Annotated in this window: 9 protein-coding genes and 3 pseudogenes; 5 read left to right on the top strand and 7 right to left on the bottom strand. The window is 55.5% G+C overall.

All coding sequences use genetic code 11. The features are described from left to right. Positions 1-13 precede the first annotated feature (13 nt). Both nodC and N2599_RS35050 read left to right on the top strand, forming a co-directional pair. Complete coding sequence (gene nodC / locus N2599_RS35055; RefSeq protein ID WP_051336867.1) at positions 14-1,324, top strand: chitooligosaccharide synthase NodC; 1,311 nt, start codon at positions 14-16, stop codon at positions 1,322-1,324. Between the two features lie 185 nt (positions 1,325-1,509). Continuing rightward, the gene (locus N2599_RS35050; protein WP_051336868.1) at positions 1,510-2,274 is read left to right on the top strand and encodes a sulfotransferase; all 765 of its coding nucleotides are present in this window, start codon (positions 1,510-1,512) and stop codon (positions 2,272-2,274) included. 380 nt (positions 2,275-2,654) lie between these two features. Here N2599_RS35050 and N2599_RS35045 read toward each other — a convergent pair. Beyond that, positions 2,655-3,017 (bottom strand): annotated as a pseudogene (locus N2599_RS35045) (DDE-type integrase/transposase/recombinase); the annotation flags it as partial. 191 nt (positions 3,018-3,208) lie between these two features. Next, a complete protein-coding gene (locus N2599_RS35040) occupies positions 3,209-3,556 on the bottom strand; it encodes a hypothetical protein (RefSeq protein WP_132568940.1) in 348 nt (115 codons plus the stop codon). A gap of 220 nt (positions 3,557-3,776) precedes the next feature. Here N2599_RS35040 and N2599_RS35035 point away from each other — a divergent pair, with 220 nt between their 5' ends. Then, the gene (locus N2599_RS35035) at positions 3,777-4,430 is read left to right on the top strand and encodes a hypothetical protein (protein WP_132568939.1); all 654 of its coding nucleotides are present in this window, start codon (positions 3,777-3,779) and stop codon (positions 4,428-4,430) included. 113 nt (positions 4,431-4,543) lie between these two features. Continuing rightward, a pseudogene (locus tag N2599_RS35030) lies at positions 4,544-5,294 on the top strand (IS6 family transposase). Positions 5,295-5,377: 83 nt separating this feature from the next. On the opposite strand, the pseudogene N2599_RS35025 reads toward N2599_RS35030, so the two are convergent. From N2599_RS35025 to N2599_RS35010, 4 genes and pseudogenes are all read right to left on the bottom strand, one after another. Then, positions 5,378-5,830 (bottom strand): annotated as a pseudogene (locus N2599_RS35025) (transposase); the annotation flags it as partial. A 111-nt stretch (positions 5,831-5,941) separates the two neighbouring features. Beyond that, positions 5,942-8,977, bottom strand: a complete 3,036-nt coding sequence (locus tag N2599_RS35020; RefSeq protein WP_027513634.1) for an AMP-binding protein — start codon at positions 8,975-8,977, stop codon at positions 5,942-5,944. Positions 8,978-9,009: 32 nt separating this feature from the next. Further along, positions 9,010-10,068 (bottom strand): glycine betaine ABC transporter substrate-binding protein, encoded by a 1,059-nt coding sequence (locus tag N2599_RS35015; RefSeq protein WP_027513633.1) that lies wholly within the window; start codon positions 10,066-10,068, stop codon positions 9,010-9,012. Between the two features lie 23 nt (positions 10,069-10,091). Next, positions 10,092-15,371, bottom strand: coding sequence for an SDR family NAD(P)-dependent oxidoreductase (locus tag N2599_RS35010; protein ID WP_375714167.1), 5,280 nt, complete (start codon positions 15,369-15,371; stop codon positions 10,092-10,094). Between the two features lie 151 nt (positions 15,372-15,522). On the opposite strand from N2599_RS35010, the gene N2599_RS35005 reads away from it, so the two are divergent. Further along, complete coding sequence (locus tag N2599_RS35005) at positions 15,523-16,173, top strand: 4'-phosphopantetheinyl transferase family protein (protein WP_051336840.1); 651 nt, start codon at positions 15,523-15,525, stop codon at positions 16,171-16,173. A 31-nt stretch (positions 16,174-16,204) separates the two neighbouring features. Here N2599_RS35005 and N2599_RS35000 read toward each other — a convergent pair whose 3' ends face one another. After that, complete coding sequence (locus tag N2599_RS35000) at positions 16,205-17,113, bottom strand: DMT family transporter (RefSeq protein WP_051336839.1); 909 nt, start codon at positions 17,111-17,113, stop codon at positions 16,205-16,207. Positions 17,114-17,168 lie beyond the last annotated feature (55 nt).

Genomic DNA, 17,168 nt, shown 5'->3' with positions numbered 1-17,168 from the left:
ACGACGAGAAACCATGACCCTGCTTGCTACAACCAGCATCGCCGCCATATCGATGTATGCCCTGCTCTCGACCGCTTACAAGAGCATGCAGGTCCTTTATGCTCGCCCCGCAAACGGATCAGCGGTACCGGCCAAAACAGTCGAAGCTAGTGCTCTGTCGAGTGTGGATATCATTGTACCCTCCTATAATGAGGACCCGCGCGTTCTGTCAGCGTGCCTAGCGTCCCTTGCAGACCAGAACTATCCGGGAGAGTTGCGATTTTTTGTGGTCGATGATGGTTCCAGGCACCGTGACGCAGTCATGGCTGTACGTGAAGCCTATGCATACGATCCGAGATTCAACTTCATTTTGCTACCGAAGAACGTCGGAAAGCGCAAAGCGCAGATTGCCGCGATTAGGCAATCAAGCGGAGACCTCATCCTGAATGTAGACTCGGACAGCACTATCGCGCCTGATGTGGTCGCCAAACTTGCGCGCAAAATGCAAAATTTAGTGCTGGGTGCGGCCATGGGCCAGTTGACGGCCAGCAACCGGACCGAAACATGGCTGACGCGGTTGATTGACATGGAATATTGGCTTGCCTGCAACGAAGAGCGCGCGGCACAGGCTCGCTTCGGTGCCGTCATGTGTTGCTGCGGCCCGTGTGCAATGTACCGCAGATCCGCGCTGCTCTCGCTGTTGGACCAGTACGAGACGCAGCTTTATCGAGGCAAACCAAGCGATTTTGGTGAGGACCGCCATCTGACGATCCTCATGCTGAAGGCTGGTTTTCGGACGGAGTACGTCCCAGACGCCATAGCGGCGACAGTTGTTCCGGACAAGTTGGGGCCGTATCTGCTCCAACAACTGCGCTGGGCACGTAGTACGTTCCGTGACACGTTGCTCGCGTTTCCCCTCCTACCTGGGCTCGATCGGTATCTCACGTTGGACGTGGTCGGGCAGAACCTCGGACCACTGCTTCTCGCCCTGTCGGTAGTCACAGGAGCGGGGCAATTCATACTGACAGGCACGCTCCCCTGGTGGACGATCCTGATGATCGCCTTAATGACTCTGATACGGTGCAGCGTGGCTGCGTGTCGCGCTCGCCAACTCAGATTTATTGGCTTTTCGCTGCACACGCTTGTGAACATCTTTCTCTTACTTCCCTTGAAGGCTTATGCGTTGTGTACCTTGTCCAATAGCGATTGGCTATCGCGCGGGAGCGCGGCCAATGTGCAAGACATTAGCAGAACGCATGACGCCACCCAAGAGTCGAGGCCGGCGGCGCTTGAGGCACTTGCAGCGGCGAGTGATCGCCGCGTTTCCGCAGGTGGACGGAAATGAATGGCCAAACAGAAAATAGGGCTGAGGCGCAGGCGCAACGAAGTACAGCTTCGCGAGCAAGGGCAGAGCTTGCAGTCCCTTCTGAAACCGGAGCAAGTTTGCCGGGCTCTTGGAGCACCGCTAGCTCAGATTGAACGGGCTGGCGCACATAATGACAGTCAGGACTTTTGCTGGAGTTACCGCAGATGCTAATTGGAACACGCACGATCCGATCCACACTCTCGCCTGAGCCATTTGTAGTCCTCGGGATGCCAAGAACCGGCACGCATTATCTTGAAGAACTGCTGAACGAGCATCCGAATGTGTTGAGCAACGGCGAGCTGCTCAACACCTATGATGCGAATTGGGGCGATAAAGATCGCCTGTCAGGTAGTGACTGCGAGCTCCTTGAGCGTGCCTTCGTGCGCCACCCGACGAGAGAAAATAAGGAGGTGACGCATGTCGGCTGCAAGATCAACGAACCTCAGTTTCGCGAGCGTCCGAACTTTTTTTCCGAGCTGGCCCGCTGGCCGCTGCTTAAGGTTGTCCTTGTGGTTCGCAGGAACACCTTGGAATCTCTCAGATCGCTCGTGCAGGCAAGGCAGACCCGGAGGTGGCTTAAGTTCAGTTCCGACAAGCCGGCCGCTCCACCGCGACCCGTGAAATTGTCAATCGCCGCCTGCGAGGCCTATTTCAAAGCTGCCGAAGATTTCCACGCCCGCGTCGCAAGCGCCTTCGAGCCTACAAGCATAATTCAAATCGAATACGAGGACCTTCTTCGCGATCCTAGAGCTTGTGTGGCAACCGTCTTCAATTTCCTTGATGTTTCACCCCTAAAACTTTGGGGTCGCGGCATTCTACAACGACAAGAATCGCGCCCGTTGAGTGAAACGGTACGGAATTTCCGAGAGTTGCGGGATCACTTCGCATATGGACCTTACGCGAAATTCGTTGATCTTGATCAAGGCTGACTAGAAAAAGTGCAGGTATGTCGACCCATTCAATTCAGCAATCCAGAGTAGCAAGCAGCTCGATGGCGCTTACCCGTTCTCTACCGGGATGAAGAAAGTCGAGGGATATATCTGATGCTGACAGCGGCTCGCTCCTTAGTCCAGCGAAGGAATTCTCTCTACGCACCTCGCTGCCTGCGGGGGGTGTCGGACGAGAAAGAGTATCCACATTGGGAATTTGCTTTAGAAACAAGACTGGACGACGAGCTTGAAGACCTTTGAGATTACCCATCATAATTAATTCGCGGAACCTAAGAGCGATTATCTCAGCCGATTGGAAGCCGAGAGCGGCGATGTCACGTTGCTTGATCAAGGTCGGAACAAGGCGCTTATGTGAGACGTCAGGCGGTTGCGCCGGTCACGGCTTTCCACTGCGCCATTGCGCGGATCCGATGGATGTGGATGGCGAGGGCTGAGTTTTTCTGGTGCGGGGGGACGAAGAGATTTCGGAGTGCCGAAAAGATCGATATGAACCGTTGCAAGCCGCCGACGGATCGAAATCCCTGCATCATCCGCTCCCGTTTTCGAAGCGGCACGTGAGAATTCTCGGCCCGGTTGTTCAGGCCCTTGTGCGATCGATGTTCGACGGCGGGCATCACCTCCCGTCTTGCAGCACCATATGAGCGCAATTTGTCGGTGACGATCCGCTTCGGCGTCAGGCCTTGCTTCTTCAGCAGCCTGACCAGCAAGAGGGCTCGGCCCTGAGCCCACATTTCGTGTCTGAGCATCTGCAGGGAAAACGGCGTGATGGCGATTGTCATTGTGACGGACTTGAGGTCGGCACCCTCCGGAAGAGCTGAAGGAAGTGTTTAGTGCCGCAATTCAGGCATCCCTTTCGGTTCATAGCCGCGCGCGATGTCACGTCCTCACGCTGGCTCAGTTCGATGTTGCCTGCTTAGTATCCATGGCGCGGATGGAATGCATCCAAACGTACGATTTTACTGATGGTATGAAGTGCTTCATTACCAAACACGAAACCAAACGGATAGACGCGAAATCTGCCGGCGGGCAACGTTGCGGAGAACCTTCTGACGGAGTTTTCGGCGAGAGCGGCCGGACCAGGCCCGAACAGGACACAAATGGGGAATAAGCCGTAGACGATCCGTGGCAGCGCGACAGAACCAGTTCGAGTGAGCATCACGCGATCGCCCGCCGGTTCTCGTTCCCAAAGTTCCATCACAAATGCACTCGCCGTCGGGTGCGCAGGAATGCCAGGATGCATCAACGAAGACAGCTTGCTCACCGCTCACGCGATTTCGTCCTTAGGACGAATCGAATTGCGAGCGTTAGCATCACCTGACGTATGACTGGGCGATTGTCCTGTCGAGCGCGACGGCTGTAGAGCAGGAGCAGCCATCTGGAATCTTGCCGCATACTCTGGAAGTGATTTTCGTTGAATACCAGGCTTCAGAGAAGCGCCCTACTCCTTTTTCATTCCTGATGAACCCGTAAGGACCGGTACAATGTCATACGAAGCAATCTTTAGTCTTGGCTCGGACTGCAGGCCTGCGTCCCATTTTATACGATATTTCAAAGGGCGCCCAAGTAGCTGTTTTGATTGGCTTGTGACGCCTGTGGCCTCCATCGAGAGAATACTGGCAGACGATGGAGCACAATTTGGACTTCGTGTATCTGCTTTAAATGGGACGACTGCTCTATGTGAGAATTACGGAGTTCTTTACCATCATGAATTTGAGCGAACGAAGTCGGGCGCCGTTATTTTCACACCGGAGGCGTTACAGTCTTGTCGCGAGAAGCTGACTTACAAATACAACAAGATGATCAACATCGCTCGGACTCGCAAAACGTTGTTCGTCCGCTATGTTGCGGGGACAGATTCTCCGGGGGATCAGCAGCGAGGGAAGCCGTTTGGAGCAGATGATCTCCAGAAGATGGTCACTCTCCTTGAGGAAAAATTAGGACACTCAAGCTTCCACATCGCCTATTTTCGCGCCATCGGAGGGGCTTACGATGATTCGGAATTTAGAGGGCCAGTCCCAGAGCGCTGCAGTGTCCATCAGGAGCACCATGTGCCTGATCAACCAGACAATTATAAGGCGTGGGACGAGTTCTTTTCCACAATGGGACTTTCGCCCGACCGTCCGCCGCATCTATAGTCGATCTGAACCCTTCAGGCTGGGACCGTTAGACGTAGGTCGGAACGGGCGACGCCGATACGAGCCGAGGGCAATAATCTCACTGCTGCAGCCGATCATCACTTCGTCGGGTGATGTCACGTTGTCAGCGGCTTAACGGTTGTCGGGTAACGGGTTGGGATGAACAGTCCGACCGTAAGCTACAAGAACCACCGCTTTCCACCGCAGATCATCGCCCGTGCGGTCTGGCTGTATTTTCGGTTCCCTTTGAGCCTGAGGATGGTCGAGGAGATGCTGCTGGAGCGCGGTATCGTCGTCTCCCATGAGACGATCCGGAGATGGGGTCGCAAATTCGGAACGGCTTATGCCAGGCAGTTGTGCAGAAAGAGGCCTTCGCGAAAGGATATCTGGCATCTGGACGAGGTGGTGATTTCCATCGGCGGCCGCAAACATTGGCTCTGGCGTGCCGTTGACCAAGACGGTTACGTTCTCGACGAGATCGTTCAAGCCCGCCGCGATACCCAAGCCGCCAGGCGATTGCTGGTCAGGCTGCTGAAGAAGCAAGGCCTGACGCCGAAGCGGATCGTCACCGACAAATTGCGCTCATATGGTGCTGCAAGACGGGAGGTGATGCCCGCCGTCGAACATCGATCGCACAAGGGCCTGAACAATCGAGCCGAGAATTCTCACGTGCCGCTTCGAAAACGGGAGCGGATGATGCAGGGATTTCGATCCGTCGGCGGCTTGCAACGGTTCATATCGATCTTTTCGGCACTCCGAAATCTCTTCGTCCCCCCGCACCAGAAAAACTCAGCCCTCGCCATCCACATCCATCGGATCCGCGCAATGGCGCAGTGGAAAGCCGTGACCGGCGCAACCGCCTGACGTCTCACACAAGCGCCTTGTTCCGACCTTGATCAAATAACGTGACATCGCCGGAAGAGCCTCTCGTGGTTCACAAAGTGTCCCTCGCGCCTAAGCAGCACATGAATGCGTCGATCTCCAAAGCGGCGACGTTTGCGCCAAAACCTTCATTCGCTCGCGAAGGCCATGATCGTCGTCGCGTCTCATTTCATAACGGATCGTCATCCGGCAAAAGCCGATGGCTTTACACGCCCGCCGTTCGTTCATCCTATGTTGGCTCATCAGTTGCGCGAAAGAGTTGCATTGTCGCATTGTCGAGCATGGCATCCGCCCGTAGCCACTTCAGCCTGGTATTCTCGTCCTCCAGCGTCTTCAGCCGTTTGGCTTCGGACACGTCCCATGCCGCCGAACTCGGCTTTCCACCTTTAGACGCTGGCGTCGCTGACGCCGTGCTTGCGGCAAAGCTCAAAGACCGGCGTGCCTGCCTCGTGCTCCTTCAATATGCCGATGATCTGTTCGTCTGTGAAACGGTTGCGCTTATTCCCTGGTCCTCGCAATGGGCCAGAGCTTACTTCAGAATGGAATATTTCAACCGGGCACGGTCACTGGTGAAGAGCGGGTTGCGCAAGAACGCGTTCACTGGAACGGTCTTCGTGTTTCGGCACGCCTCACTCCCGCAGCGAAACTCTCGCTGACCTTCTTGCCAGCGCAGCGTTGTGCCGACGGCTCGCAGCATCGATGATCTTGTTGTTCGCTCTTTCCGTTCTTTCCGCTGAGCGATTGTTCAATAACCTCTCCACGTGCTCCGCCTGGCCGATGATCGTTGTATGAACAAAAAGGTCAACGACGTTCACTTCCACGCCATACGTGCTAGACAATCGTCTTGCGAGTTCGACAGTCAAGATGGATGAACCGCCAGCGAGGAAGAAGGAGAGGTCCAGCGGTGGCTCATCTATGCTCAAGAGAGCTGACCACATGGCGGCGATGCGATCACGTATGCTTCCATCTGGCAGCTCGATTTCCCTTTCCTGTGAGAACTGGGGGAGATCAACTGTTTGAAGCGCCTTGTAATCGACCTTTCCGTTGTAGGTGAGAGGCATTTTTGAAAGATAGATGAACTGTGAGGGGATCATGTAGTGCGGCAGAATTTCGGCCAATAGCTTTCTTACTTTGGAATCACGTTGCCGATTGATCGACCAACTCACCGATTGAGGCATCTGATGACCAAGGATCCGAGATAGATGTCTCCTCTCGAAGAGAGATGAGAAACTATTAAGCGGTGTCACGCAGAGATCGACACTACCCTTTGTGATCGGTTCACTCCACATGATGCGAACTGCCCGCCGTTTTGCTGTTCCCCATCTGCGAAAATCCTCAAGGGTCAGGTCTGACGTCGGCGTTAAGGGCAAAACTTCGGCTTCATCTCGCCCGACAGAGGCAATAGCGTCATGCTGTCTCTGTACCTTTTTGCCAAGAACTCGTGGGTTGGGGATCTGTCGCAAGATGAATGCGTCCGGAGCTGTTTTCAGCCATTCCGACAGATCGCTCGCCTTCGGCACATCATTCTCGAAGTCGTAAACCGCCGCGACATGGCAGGCGGTCCGTTCATCCGAATCCAGATGCAATACTGCATCATAACGAAAGCGCGTCATTTCGTCATCGCTTTCACCAAGTCGCAGATCCAAGTCGGTGGCAGCCACTCTTCGTTGGCTCTGTGTGATCCGTGTGAAGTCGGCCGGATCGAGCCAAAGCTCGCCGCGGCCGATGGTCTTGATCCGCTGTTCAACATCGGCGTCAGCACTGCCGTCATTTGCGGCAGCCTTCGCGGCAATGCGTGCCATAACCGGCTTCATGGATGCGGCAGGAATGTCGCCGACGACGATCTTTCCACCATGCCGGCAAAGCGCAATCGCCTGCTGCAAAACGGCGGCAAGATAGCCTTCGTCTGGAAAGTACTGGACCACGGAGTTCAGCAGGACGAGGTCAAAAGGCCCCGACACAGCAGTCCGAATATCGTTGGCCGCCACGCAGGTCAATTGCCAGCGGCGGGATTGTCCAAATTGCTGCGCCAGCCGCTTTTGGGCTGCTGCGACAGCCGCACTCGACAGATCACAGCCCTGATATTTGACGAGGCCTTCCCTTAAGAGGCGCTCGCCAAGCAAGCCCACACCGCAGCCGATATCGAGGACGCTGCCGGGCGAGAACTCTAAGACGCGATCTGCGGTCGCCTGCGCCCACGCCTTGATTTGGGTTTCGCCGATCGGTTTTCCGGTGAAGGTCGATGTATATCCCGTTCCCTCGGCAATACTTGTTTGCCCATGGAGGTCGTAGGCTGCATCCCAGACCGCGCCCCAGCTTTCGACCCTCTCCTCAAGCTGCGGAGCAACAATGAACGCGGTCAGGCACTTTTCACTCGACCTCGTTTCAGTGAGCTTGACTGCCGATTGTTCTACGAACGGAAGACGATCGAGCGCTCGTTCGATTTCACCAGGTTCGATACGAAACCCATTCAGCTTCACCTGGCGATCTTTGCGTCCGACATATATCAAGCAGCCATCCTTGCGCTCTACGACCAGATCGCCCGTCATGAAGCGATCAAGCGGCCCGTTCTCAAACGCACTTGTGAATTTCCCTTCATTCAGGTCCGGGCGTCGGAAATAACCTCCACTTACACCGGGGCCATCGATGCGCAGCTCACCATCCCCCAGTTCGCCATCGGCCTTCTCAATTGCGTAGCTGGTCCCTGGCAAAGGATAGCCAATTGGCACCGCTTTTCCGGGATCTTCAAAATCTGCTTCCGAGAGGCAATGGTAGAACGACCAAATGGTCGTCTCGGTCGGGCCATAGAGGTTCCATGCGGCCCTTGAACGATCGAATAATTCTCGCGCCAATTGGGTCGGGAGAACTTCTCCTCCGCAAAGGGCACCGACATTGCAGTCGGGAATCCAACCCGAGGAAACGATCATGCGCCACATAGTTGGTGTTGCCTGGATCAGGCATCGCTCTCGCCCTTCCACGAGCTTGATCAGGGCATCGCTGCTTCTCGATTGATGATCGTCGGCAAGAATCAAGGTACCGCCATTGGCCAGCGGAAGAAGCAGCTCGAGCACGGAAATATCGAACCCAAACGTCGTCGCCGCCAGGATCCTGTTCCATCTGCGAAAATCGACGACCTGATCGATCGCGTCCAGGAAGTAGTCGAGATTGCACCGTCTAACCATCACGCCCTTGGGCTGGCCGGTCGATCCGGACGTGAATATGACATAAGCCAACGCTTGCTCATCGAAAGCAGCGACTGGCAGAATGGGATTGCCAGCAAAGCTAATCTCGTTCAGCCGCATTCGGTTGCGGGCGGGAAAATCGCTGCCATGAAGTTCGTCATCGACGATCAACAGATTGAGATCAGCCAATTCGGCAACCAGTTTGTTTCTTGCTTTAGGCGAATCCAGGGGCAATGGGACAAACGCGGCCCCGACATTTAGAACTGCGAGAATCGCAGCAACCATATCGGGAGAGCGTCGAAGATGGATGCCGACGCGCGAACCGACATAAATGCCGGCTGCGAGAAAATGCTTGGATATTGCAGCCACGCGAGCGGCGAGGTCTTCATAGGTGGTAACTTCGCCGTGAAACTCTATCGCTGGGTGATCAGGAGTTCGCCAGCTGAATTCTTGAATTTTGCGCAGCAAGTTTAAGTCGGCCATCTTACATTCTCCAGCGAGAGCGTTGCGATGAATTAGTGGGAGAGCGACGCGGCAACCCGCGATCGGACGGGATCGGAGACCCATTTCGTCCAGGTCGTCTGATGATTTCTCAGAAAATAAAGTGCGGTCTCGTCAGGCGTGGCCCTTTGCTTATGCATGTAAGCCGCAAGCTCGCCCATCGTCTTGGAACCGATGAACATGGCCCGCAGGAAGGCAACAACGTCCGGGTTTTCACCGACCATTTTCTTCGTCGCATATTTCAGGATTGGAATAGTCTCATAGGCGCAAGCTCGTTCAGCCGGAACGCCAGGCTGAAACGGCGTGAGCAGCTTTTCGATTGCAGCCCAGCAAGCGGGGTCGTAAGCAGGTTCCTTCAGAAGCGTCAGGTCGATCATGGTCGGCAGCGCACTGGGAGCCCAATAATAGGTTATGAACGGACGCCCCGCCTCGTATTCCTTCAGAATGGTTTCGTTCAGCTCGTTTTCTGTTTTTGGTTCGATGGATTTGAGATCATTATCCAGCCCGTATGTCGCAAGCTTGATCAGGTTGATCTCCCGGCAAGCCCAGCCGGGTATGCAATTGATGAATTTGGCTTGCCTGTCCGGATCGCGTTCGCGAAATGCTTGAAGATATTTGCGAAGATCCTGAACGCTGCTAAGATCGGGGGCGAGGGGCTTGATGCCTCGGGCGGCATCTCCTTTGATGACATAGGTGGGAACATAAAAGCCCTGCGAGGCACTCTCGTAAGTTTCGCCGAGCTCGACAATCTTGCCGTCTGTGACCTGTGCGCTCACCCATTCCGCCATGAGGTTGTTGTACATTTCCAGATTGACGTCCATCGTTCCGCTTCTCATCGCGTTTTGCATTTTCGGAACATTGGAATCGACGTCCACGGCTTGGCGCCCGAAGCCGTGCTTGATCATGTAAATGGCAATCGCGTTGCTGATTTGGATGTTCTCCCATCCCCCGTCGTAGAACGTGATCGGCGCTGATTGTGTCTGCCCCAAAACGCGTTCTGGGCTTAACGAGAACATCATCACAAATGAAAGTGCGGCAACGTTGATCGTGGCATTCATCAGTTTCAACGACATCGGAATCTCCATTTGAAAAACAGTCAGTTGGACGAAACAATCCTGATGTGACGTGGCCTTGCCTGAGAGGCATATCCCAGAAGAATTTGGGCAGCTGTCTCGATCAGAAAGGAGCTATGGGTTTCCATGAAATAGTGGTCGCCCGGGCAGAAATGGGTGTCTAACGGCAACATGGATTGCTCGCTCCACGCCAGGATATGTTCGCCGGTCGTGTAAGGATCGGCCCGACCGCCAATTGCCGTGATGGGCGTGGCAAGGGGGTGTTTTGGCTGATAGATGTAGGTGTTGTTAAGCTCGTAGTCGGCTTTGATGACGGGGAGCATGAGAGACAACAATTCGGCATCCTTGAAGAGAGCCTTGTTGTTTGCGAAGTTGACATCCTTAAGCATGTCAATGAAATCCTCTTCGGTTGCAGCTCCGGAACGAGCTGCCGTCGCACCGAATTGGACAGCGTCAATAGCCGCCTGTCGTTCATTATAGATCTGGGGAGCTCTCGACCCGGCGACGAACAGATGATGCGGATGCAATCGATATTCGCGTTCCAAGCGATGGGCGAGTTCGAAAGCCTGGATACCGCCTACGCAATGACCGAAGAAGGCAAATGGCCTGTCGAGGTAGTCAACCAAGACAGGCGTCAGCTCATCAACGAGATCATGCATCCTCGTATGCGGCCGCTCAGCCAGCCGTGAGCCTCTTCCGGGCAATTGAACGATAGCCACTTCGATGTCATCTGGAAGTTGGTCGGCCCAGCCATTGAAGACGGCCGGTCCTCCGCCGGCATACGCGAAGCAAACAAGCTGCATGCTCGCATTTTCATTCCGTCTTGGAATGATCAACGGTTCACGTCGAGCAGGAAGAACTGCAGACGGCGGAGCAAGGCGCACACCCGTTTGGGTTTCCAGTTGATCGAGGATTATCTTGGAGATGTCGGCGATCGAGGCACCGGAAAAGAGCGGGCCAAGGGGTAGGACCACGCCGAGTGCCTTCAGGGCGTCGCGCAATTCCAAGGTGGTGAGAGAATCGAAGCCCAGCCGATTGATCGCTTCGTCTGTCCTAACCGTTTTCGGGGATGTACCAAGGGTCTTGGCGACGATCGCGGAAATACTCGAAACGACAAAATCCGTCCGCTCCTCGATGGGAAGCGCGGCCGCTTCGTCTTTGAACGGGCGTTTGGATGTTCGTCCAGTGCCGACAACGCTTGTCGGTTTGGGGCATGTTACTGCCGAAAATAGTGGCGGAATTCGTCGATTGAACTGGTCGAGATAGCTTTGCCAGACGATTGGAAAAGCGCCGTAGATCCCCGAGAGGCCGAAAAGGCGCGAAAGCTTCTCTACCCCTTCATCGGGGGAAAATTCCCGAATGCCCATGGCGGCAAGACGCGCTTTCTGTCGGGCACCGAAAGAGGCCGACATTCCGTCACCTGCCCAGGGCCCCCAGCAGATCGCAAGCGCCGGGAACCCCTCGCAAGCGCGCTTCGTCACGATTGCTTCCATGGCGGCATTTGCGGCCACATAAGCAGCCTGCCCCTTAAACCCCAGCATGGATGACAGAGAGGAAAAGCAGATGAAGACATCCATCTCGCACGAGCGCGTGAGTTCATCGAGCACGAGCGTCCCATGAAGTTTTGGCCTCAAGGCTCTGTCGAGGGCGTCATGGGCAACATCCGCAATCATGCCATTTTCATTGACGCCAGCCGCGTGAAAGACGCCCTTTAACGGGAAGCCCGATACCTCAATATCGGAAAAAATCCGCGCCATATCCGCGCGGGACGCTACGTCGGCCCTTTCGAAGCGGAGGTTTGGAATGCGTTCTCGAAGGGCTTTCAGTTCGCTCCGCTTGGTTTCGTCTTCGAGCGACCTGCCGATGAGCAGAATGTTTTTAGCGCCGCAATCTGCAAGCCATCGCACCAGCGATCTTCCGACGCCGCCAAGTCCGCCCGTGACGAGATAGGTGGCATCATCCCTGAAAGCGAGCGACCGCGACTCTGCTAGTTCCACATCCTCAAGTCGGGCAACAAAGCTGCTTCGGCGTCGAAGTGCCGTCTGGTCGGCCAAATCACCGCGTAAAAGCCGTGCGACTACAAGATCCGTCGAGGATTGGTCGAAGTCGATCACACTGTGCCATATGTCGCGGTGCTCCTGCCCGAACACCGTCGCGACAGACCAAATGGCGGCCTGGGCGGGCACGACAGGAAGATCCTGGTGATCGATGCTGACCGCGTTGCGCGTCAAGATCTGGACCTTGAGGTCTATAGGGCCATCGAAGGCGGACGCGTCGCGCACAAAGCGTAGCGCATCAAAGATCCCTTGAGTGGCATCTGGTCCCGCCTGCGGCGCTGTTTCACCGTCTTCCTGTGACGACGCGAAGGCCACGTAAATCAGTCGGCATTCCGGGGCGTCTTTTCCGGTCGTCGTGTGGCGGAGCAGCGCCTGAATGTCAGCGATATTGATTTCGTTGAGATACATCACGATTGGCCTGTGGCGGCCCCAACGCACTGTCTTTGCCGCTTCGGCGGTAATTTGTCGCTCAAGCAGGTTGACCAGTTCGGTTGCTGCAGTGTCCGCGCCACCACATACGAGGAGGATCTGGGGCAGCGGGCTGTCTGCTGAACGATCCGCCTGTTCTTCAGGACGCCAAAGCGTTCGATGAAACCATCTCTCATCGACCTTATCGTCAACGCCCGGCCAATATCGCCGTCTTTGGAATGGATAGCTTGGAAGAGGAATACGCCGTCCCTTCCTGTCCTCGTAAATGGCCGCCCAATCAATCCCCGCGCCACTTTCAAAGAGTTGAGCCAAAGCAAGCGCATCCTGCTCGCAATCATCCACGTTCTCACTCAATGCTGTAATCCAGGCAGTGTTTTGGATTGCCGGTCGATCGCTGGCGCACATTTTACCGAGATTTGAAAGGACGGATTTGGGGCCAATTTCCAGGAATGTCGTTACACCCAGTCGCAACGCGGTTTCGACGCTTTGTTCGAAAAGGACAGGTTTTAGCAGCTGTTTGCACCAATAGTCGGGACTGGTCATCTCCTGCGAGGAAATGCTTCCCGTTACATTTGCGATGATTGGAAGCGTCGGTGATGAAAAATCGACAGACTTCGCATGATGGGCGAAATCCCCGACTATGGATTCCATCAGCGAAGAATGGGACGCTACCGAAGCGTTGACGATCGAATGACTGACGCCGCATCTTTCCAGCTCTTCACGAAGGGCCAGTATTTCCTGTTTTTCGCCCGATACAACCACGCTGAGCGGCGCGTTCTTCGCGGCGATCGAAAGGCTTGACCCGAATTCTCTGATCAATCGACGCGCCTCGTCGAGGCCCATGGCAACAGCCAGCATCGCACCGGCCGGACGAGCGTCCTGCATGAGCCGACCACGCGCCCCGACAAGCCGCAGAGCTTGGTCGAATGGGAGAATTCCGGACACGCAGGCGGCAGTGAATTCGCCCAGGCTATGTCCAATGAGGACATCGGGTTTGACCCCACGCGCCAGCCAGAGCTTTGCGAGCGCATATTCAAACGCCAGCAAGGCGGGCTGTGTGTAGCGCGTTTGATCAAGCAGCTCTTTGCTCACCAGGGGAGAGAACAATAGGTCGAGGAGAGGGACGCCGCATTCGTCCGTGACTAGTGGATTTGCGATATCGATCCAGTGGCGAAAGACCGGTTCAGTTTGGTAGAGAATCTTGCCCATTCCGGGGTATTGGGATCCTTGGCCGGTAAACAGAAATGCCAGCTTGCCGTCTTGGCTGGGAGCGACTGAAGACGTGCGCTTCGACGCGACGTCAAGCTGCTCGGCAAGGTCGGCCGCGCTCGTCGACACTGCCGCGAAGCGGTAGGGGAAATGTGCAAGCCCTGTGTTTGCACTGTAGCAGACGTCTGATGGCTCTGGTGCCACCGGGCCAAGGAGATAGTCGCGGTATTTCAGCAGCAGGTTGCTCAATGCCTTTTCGGAATCCGCCGACAACGCGAGGACGTCTGGCCTTTGTCCCTTCCGCTCTTCGTCGGCCGATCGCTGCCGAGGAGCTTCCTCCAGGACGACATGCACATTCGTGCCGCCAACACCGAGCGATGTCACGCCTGCCCTGCAAGGCGCCTGCGCGGGCCAATCTTCCGGCGCGGTATTTATGTAGAAAGGTGTTCCGTCAAAGGAAATTGCCGGATTTAAACTTTGGAAGTGCAATGTTGGCGGAATGGTCCGATGCTGCAAGGCCAGGACCGCCTTGATGAGACCCGCAATACCCGCCGCCGCCGACAAATGGCCGATGTTCGTCTTAACCGAGCCGAGAGCGCAGCGGGCCTGCTCGTTCGAAGACGGTGCGAATACCTCAGCCAAGGCGCGCACTTCGATCGGATCTCCCAGCGGCGTTCCAGTTCCGTGGGTTTCGATGAACCCAATTGAATTTGCCTCGACGCCGGCATTGGCAAGCGCCTGTCTGATGACGTCAGCCTGTCCCCGCACGCTCGGCGCACCAAAGCTCGCTTTAGCGGCGCCGTCGTTGTTTGCGGCAGAACCTTTGATGACAGCGTGAATGAAATCTCCGTCGGACAACGCGTCGTCCAGACGTTTGAGAGCAACAACTCCTGTTCCGCTGCTAAAAACCGTTCCATCAGCAGCGGCGTCAAAAGCCCGGCAATGGCCCTCACGCGAAACGATACCGCCTGCCTGATGGATGTAACCTACGCCGTGAGGGATGAGAATCGATGATGCGCCAGCAAGGGCAACGTCGCATTCTCCCAGTTGCAGCCCCTGGCATGCCAGATGCACCGATAGCAGACCGGTCGAGCACGCGCTCTGCACGTTCAGGCTTGGTCCGCGCAGGTCGAGTTTGTAGGACGTTCTTGTGCTGACATAATCCTTGTCGTTTCCAAGCATGACCAGGAAGCCTGAGGCGCTGTCGAGAAAGCGGTTCGTGCCGGGGACCTGATATAGATTCTGCAGAAAATCCGTCGAATAGGTGCTTGGTCCCACACCGCCGTAAACGCCGATCAGAAGCTCGCTTCGCCTTTGTGCGTATCCCGCAGCCTCGAGCGCTTCCCAAGCGCACTCCAGAAACAGACGATGTTGAGGATCGATCGTTTCGGCCTCTTTCTCCGACAACTTGAAGAACCCGGCATCAAAGGCGTCAAAATTCGGTAGATTGGCTGAAACTTCAACATAGTCGCCGCCATCGATAACCTTGTCCGCCACACCGAGGCGGCGAAGCTGCTCGCGGGAGACTGGAACAATGCTCTCGCGGCCCTGCTTCAAATTCTTCCAGTATGTGTCTACGGTGTCGGCGTCGGGAAACCGGCATGCCATTCCGATGATCGCGATTTCGTTCCCGTGGTACGTATCTTGCATGACGTTGCTTTCTCTCAATGAAATAGACGTTGCGTACACTCGACTGCGGCGCGTGCACCTCACCGATTAGTCCGAAAGTCATGTCGTAGAATGATCGCTAGGGTTTCGTATGCTCCTGTTTGATGCAAAAGTTTTAGATGAGAGCTGCCGCTACAAAGTGTACGACGCATCGCCGCACATCCTTGGCAGGGAGCCGTTGCCGCAGGCCATCCTGGACCACCTGCCCGTAGACGAACTGGAAGAGGCGGGCGCGATTTTCGACAGGGCCGAACGCACGCGCTCGATCTTGTCAAAGTTTATTTTGAGATCCGAGCTATCTCGGGAACTCGGCATAGCGCCTGCGTCGCTAGGCTTTGCCAAAGGCCGATACGGCAAGCCGCTCCTCTTCGAGCCCGTTTCGAACCTGAGGTTCAACGTTTCCCACTCCGGCAATTTCATCGCCATTGCGATCAGTCCCACTGACGTCGGCATTGACATCGAAAAGCACCGTGTAATCGAAGATGCGGAAGGCATGGTCTATGACTACTTCTGTAGCGACGAACATCAGTGGCTTATCGAAAGCGGCGTCGAGAACCGAATGCCTTCATTCTTTACCTTGTGGACTCGAAAAGAGGCGTTGTTGAAGGCCATCGGAACCGGGTTTAGCACGCCCTTGAACCGGATATCGGTCATGGATGGAAACATCATTGCCGGGCAGTGGCGACTGGAATCCATAGTAGCTCCTCAAGGTTACTCTGCTGCCGTCTCGTGGCAGGTTTGATCAACAAGAACGAGCGATACGCTTTGACCATTCAATTGGGATTGGACGAACCTTGGACCGCGCGAACGCGACGGAAATTTCCCGCCCAGCCCAGCTGAACACCCAACGTACCAAGCATGATCAGAAGCAATCCGGCCGCCTGAAGCAAATCGATGGGCTTGTCGTAAACCAGCAGATCGACGAGGATTGCAACCAACGGAAAAATGAACGCGAAAACGCCGATAACAGGTGTTCTAAGGCGCGGATAGGCTGAGAAAAGCAGCACATAGGCGATGCCGGTGTGCAAGATCCCCAAAGAGATGAGCCACTTCCACGACTGCACGGGCACCGGGGCGGCCAGATCCGCGAAAGGCGACAGTAAAAGAGCACCGACGATCGTCTGCACCAGGGTTGTGACCTCAGGCCTCTGCGCGCCCAGTTCTTTGCCAATGATCGTGCCAACGGCATATAAAAACGCGGCCACGAGTGAAAGACCCACGCCGGGAATCCATGAGCCATCGCCGCCCGTCGTGCCGATCAGGCCGGTCGACAATATCAAGCCGACGAATGCAAGAACGATCCAAAGGATCTCTGACGCCTTTATGGTTTCGTGCAACGCCAAGGCGCCAATCAAGACGACAAAGAAGGGCTGTACGTGATAGATAATAGTTGCAGTCGCAATACTGGAGAATTTGTATGCTCCGAACAGGGCCACGGAACTTCCGATATTGCCGATGCCTCCGATAGCAGCATATATCAGCAACCTTGGTGAGAGATTAGCCGGTGCCAGATGGCCAAATCCGATACACCACACCAGAAGGAACACGGTCGCGACAACGCAGCGCCAAAATACGGTGGCAACGGGCGGCAGGCCCGCTTCAACCGCGAAGAGGCCGATCGTGCCAAATATCGCATTGGCAACAGCGAGATTGGCGGCTGCCACCTTCGGATTTTTGAACATTCGGCCCCTCGCCAAGTGCACGTAATCACAACCAGAAACTTGACATATCACTAAT

The organism is Rhizobium sullae, assembly GCF_025200715.1.
GTDB classification, from domain to species: domain Bacteria; phylum Pseudomonadota; class Alphaproteobacteria; order Rhizobiales; family Rhizobiaceae; genus Rhizobium; species Rhizobium sullae.
This window is presented reverse-complemented; position numbering and strand designations above follow the sequence as displayed.

Excerpts from the sequence above, each read along its gene's own strand:
- N2599_RS35000 (WP_051336839.1), bottom strand. The coding sequence starts at position 17,113 with ATGTTCAAAAATCCGAAGGTGGCAGCCGCCAATCTCGCTGTTGCCAAT.
- N2599_RS35035 (WP_132568939.1), top strand. The coding sequence starts at position 3,777 with ATGTCATACGAAGCAATCTTTAGTCTTGGCTCGGACTGCAGGCCTGCG.
- N2599_RS35020 (WP_027513634.1), bottom strand. The coding sequence starts at position 8,977 with ATGGCCGACTTAAACTTGCTGCGCAAAATTCAAGAATTCAGCTGGCGA.
- N2599_RS35050 (WP_051336868.1), top strand. The coding sequence starts at position 1,510 with ATGCTAATTGGAACACGCACGATCCGATCCACACTCTCGCCTGAGCCA.
- nodC (WP_051336867.1), top strand. The coding sequence starts at position 14 with ATGACCCTGCTTGCTACAACCAGCATCGCCGCCATATCGATGTATGCC.
- N2599_RS35010 (WP_375714167.1), bottom strand. The coding sequence starts at position 15,371 with ATGGCATGCCGGTTTCCCGACGCCGACACCGTAGACACATACTGGAAG.
- N2599_RS35005 (WP_051336840.1), top strand. The coding sequence starts at position 15,523 with ATGCTCCTGTTTGATGCAAAAGTTTTAGATGAGAGCTGCCGCTACAAA.
- N2599_RS35015 (WP_027513633.1), bottom strand. The coding sequence starts at position 10,068 with ATGTCGTTGAAACTGATGAATGCCACGATCAACGTTGCCGCACTTTCA.